Consider the following 3,319-nt stretch of genomic DNA (forward strand, 5'->3'; position numbering starts at 1 on the left):
TCATATTTCCTTGCATAAAGCAACCCAAAGTGTATCAACCAGTTCCTTTTGATTTGCCAGAAATACTAAAAGTGTAAAAGTGTTTTGAAAAATGATGTGTTTCTATCCCAGATTGTAAATCAACAGCAATGAACATTTTAGATTAGAAGTTTTAATGAACTAAAGGCGAATAACGCTTAAATCAGCGGCGCAGCTTTTTGCGTCCGCTGAATTTATTGGTTATATTCTTCATTAAATAATGATAACTGCTTGGGTTTATGATCTGCAAATAGCTTTTTATATTCATCATGCAACCTCATTTTCTTAGCAATAGATTCAATATTAATTCTACTTAAAAGAGCTACAGTTATCGGTCTTTTGTTATCCTTGAAGACTAATGAATCAATAAATTTTTGGGCAATATCCGAAGTTAATATTTTATGAACAAATATTGCCTGATTTTTTTTATCGAAACCTAGCATATAGCATGTATCATCCAAAACTACAGGTTTGCCAATATATGGGCCAACTAATGAAAATATGATATTTTTATATAAACCAGAAATTGCAACTTTCCATGGTTTAAAAGTATAATCTCCAACACCAAACATTGAAAATCTTGGTGAATTTTTGTAAATTGAACTTTTTCTAACATCTAACTTTTCTGCATATTCCTCTAAATATTCCCAAGTTAAAGGAGATATTGTTTTTATAAATTTGGTCTCTTCACCAATTCTTTTTTGAGTTATCATCATATACTTTCTTGGTGGCGGCAATGTACTTTTAGAAACATTAGAGCTTTTATACATTGGATAGATGAAATCACTTGGTAGAGAGTAGATTTTGTTAAATCCATTTACAAACGCATCTCCTTTTTTAACAAATTCCATCACTTTAGAGCAATCGTGTTTTACTCCAGAGCGCCATTTAAATTCACACTTAGAATCAATGTCCGTTAAAGCTTTATAAGAGTTAATATTAGAAATAAGTTTGTCATTTGATAATCCCATCTCTTTGTATGGTTTTTCCGAATGCAGGGAAGAAAATATTTTGCAAATTTTATTATTTTTATTATCAATAACACCTTGAGCAAAAAACAAACAAGCATCAACATTTACGTTAAAGTGTTTTTTTGCATCAATTTCTTTAATAAAAAAATTACCAACCGAAAGCTTGTTTTTACAAATATAGGTAAATATTTTTCTGGCAACAGATGTTTTGACGAGAAAAGCCATAGATGAATTGTTTTTCGATATAAATTCTGCAATTTTTATTAGCATCCACTCTGAAATGTCGAAATTACTTTTTCCTGTCATTGCATCAAGGCCTTTTAAGTCCTTAAAATTATACTTCTTGGGGAGATTTTTACTTAAGAGTTTGCCAAGTTCGGAATTTGTTACCCAAGGCGGATTACCAATAAACAGTATTGGTTGTTGTAATTGTTTTTTAACGTTTATCCAGTCAATATCAAAAAAATCCTGCTGTATTACAAATGCATCATCACGCCCTGTAATGCTTCGCAACTCAGCATTGGCCTTTTTAACATAATCTGGATTTATTTCCCAACCGATAATATTTGTATGATTTTTACGTTTAGTCTCGCATGCATAAAGGAATCTTCCTAAACCACATGTTGGTTCTATGATAGTTTCATATTTATCAATCTCTAAAATTGAAACCACTTCTGATGCCAGATCTAACGGGGTTTGAAAATCTCCAAACTCAACTTTTTCTTTTGTCTTAGCCAAAGTCATTTCACCCTCACGACACCATCAACATCGCCCGCTTCTTGAATTACACGTGAATACTGAAGTCGCCATTGTAAAGCGTTAGAAATTGTCAGGTAGCCTGCAACCGGTTTCTTTTGGAGTAATTCTTCTGCTATCCTGTCAGCTTCTATCTCATCTACTGGTAACATTCGTTCTTGAAAAAATGCCAGCAAATCATCTTTGTTTCCTTTGTTATCAATAATTTTTATTATGCCGGAAGTTGTTTGATAATCGGCAGTACGAAAATCAGTTACAAAAATTGTATGTTTTATGATTAATCTGCCTGTACTGTCAGTTTGGTCATCTATTTTTTCATATACAAATACTAAAAGGGAGTAACCGAGACCGAATATCTTTTGTCGAGCAGATTTAAAAGGACATGATGATTGAGGTTGTTTTATGCTTGTTACCTTCATATCAACAAATAACTCAGGAAAATCTATACCTTTAGCTGAACTCCCCTCAATATACTCATATTTTTTGTGTAAATATGCTTGAAACTTATGTTCGAGATATGTCCCTACTGCTTTGCCATCGGTAACCCCAAAAAGACTCGGTTCTTTATGTTTTGATTCGATCTCAGAAAAGTATTTTGCTTCTTTTTGAAGCAAGCCCTTTGTCAATTTTCGTTTCATTATTTCTCCTATATTCTTAAAATATAACGCCGCTAATCAGCCGCGCGGCTTTTTGCGTCGTCTGAATTAGCATTGTTAGATGTGTTTATATGATAGTGACCCATGAGAAGAAGAATCTTGCAATAAAACCGGCTATTATTGGAAGTATTGCACTTGATACTAACCTTACAATGGTAAATTCCCACCCTAAAATTCCAATTTCTAAAGGAAGTCTCATTATGGCCCAAAGAGACCAAGAAGTAATGAAAGCAACCGTAGTTCCTATTCCTGCACCTGAATGAATAAATCCTGCTACAATAGGCAAGCTAACAAAAGGACCGCCAGGTGTAATGGCCCCAGTAATCGTACCTAAAAATATTCCTTTAGCTCCAGATTCTGGTCCTATCCACTTTAAAAGCGCATCAGGAGAAACTAAAACCTGCATCATTCCAGCAATAATAAATGAAAAAAATAACAATGGCAGAATTTGAATTGTCATAGTAAAACCGTTTTTCAGACCTTGCATATGGACACCATTATTGTGCCCATAAATCAATAACCCAATAGCAATAAACCCTAATATTAATGTTGGAATAATCATAGTGTTTTTATTTTTTTGCATAGTAAATTCATTTTTATTTATCGTTATTTAACACCTAAGTTAACCTGCCGTTCGACAGCATATGGTTATCCTCAGGCTGTTATATTATTTTACACTATGGTTAACATCAGCCTGGTGCGGTCAGGTTGAACGTCTGGTTAAATTCAGCCGATTTTTGCATACCGATTCGAAAAAACGATAACGTTTGGCATGGTTCATGCTAATATAAAAAGTATTTTTACCCTCTGGAAAACAACCTGCCATATCTGCTAAATTCAGATATGTTATGTTGTTTTTCAAAGCACACTTGTTGTGAAAAATACAAAAATCAAACATTTTTTCCTATCACACCTCTT

General features: G+C 33.2%; 3 protein-coding genes. All 3 read right to left on the reverse strand.

The features are described 5' to 3' along the window. Window positions 1-212 precede the first annotated feature (212 nt). The 3 genes from U9P79_05885 to U9P79_05895 all read right to left on the reverse strand — a co-directional run bounded on the left by U9P79_05885 (window position 213) and on the right by U9P79_05895 (window position 2,984). Window positions 213-1,727 (reverse strand): N-6 DNA methylase, encoded by a 1,515-nt coding sequence (locus U9P79_05885; GenBank protein ID MEA2104151.1) that lies wholly within the window; start codon window positions 1,725-1,727, stop codon window positions 213-215. A gap of 2 nt (window positions 1,728-1,729) precedes the next feature. After that, window positions 1,730-2,383, reverse strand: coding sequence for a restriction endonuclease (locus U9P79_05890; GenBank protein MEA2104152.1), 654 nt, complete (start codon window positions 2,381-2,383; stop codon window positions 1,730-1,732). An 85-nt stretch (window positions 2,384-2,468) separates the two neighbouring features. Beyond that, on the reverse strand, window positions 2,469-2,984 hold the full coding sequence (locus tag U9P79_05895; GenBank protein ID MEA2104153.1) for a permease: 516 nt from the start codon (window positions 2,982-2,984) through the stop codon (window positions 2,469-2,471). Window positions 2,985-3,319 lie beyond the last annotated feature (335 nt).

The sequence above is a fragment of the Candidatus Cloacimonadota bacterium genome (assembly GCA_034661015.1).
In the GTDB taxonomy this organism is placed as follows: domain Bacteria; phylum Cloacimonadota; class Cloacimonadia; order JGIOTU-2; family JGIOTU-2; genus JAYEKN01.

What these genes read in the sequence shown, in the direction of transcription:
- U9P79_05890 (MEA2104152.1), bottom strand. Translation starts at nt 2,383, where the DNA reads ATGAAACGAAAATTGACAAAGGGCTTGCTTCAAAAAGAAGCAAAATAC.
- U9P79_05895 (MEA2104153.1), bottom strand. Translation starts at nt 2,984, where the DNA reads ATGCAAAAAAATAAAAACACTATGATTATTCCAACATTAATATTAGGG.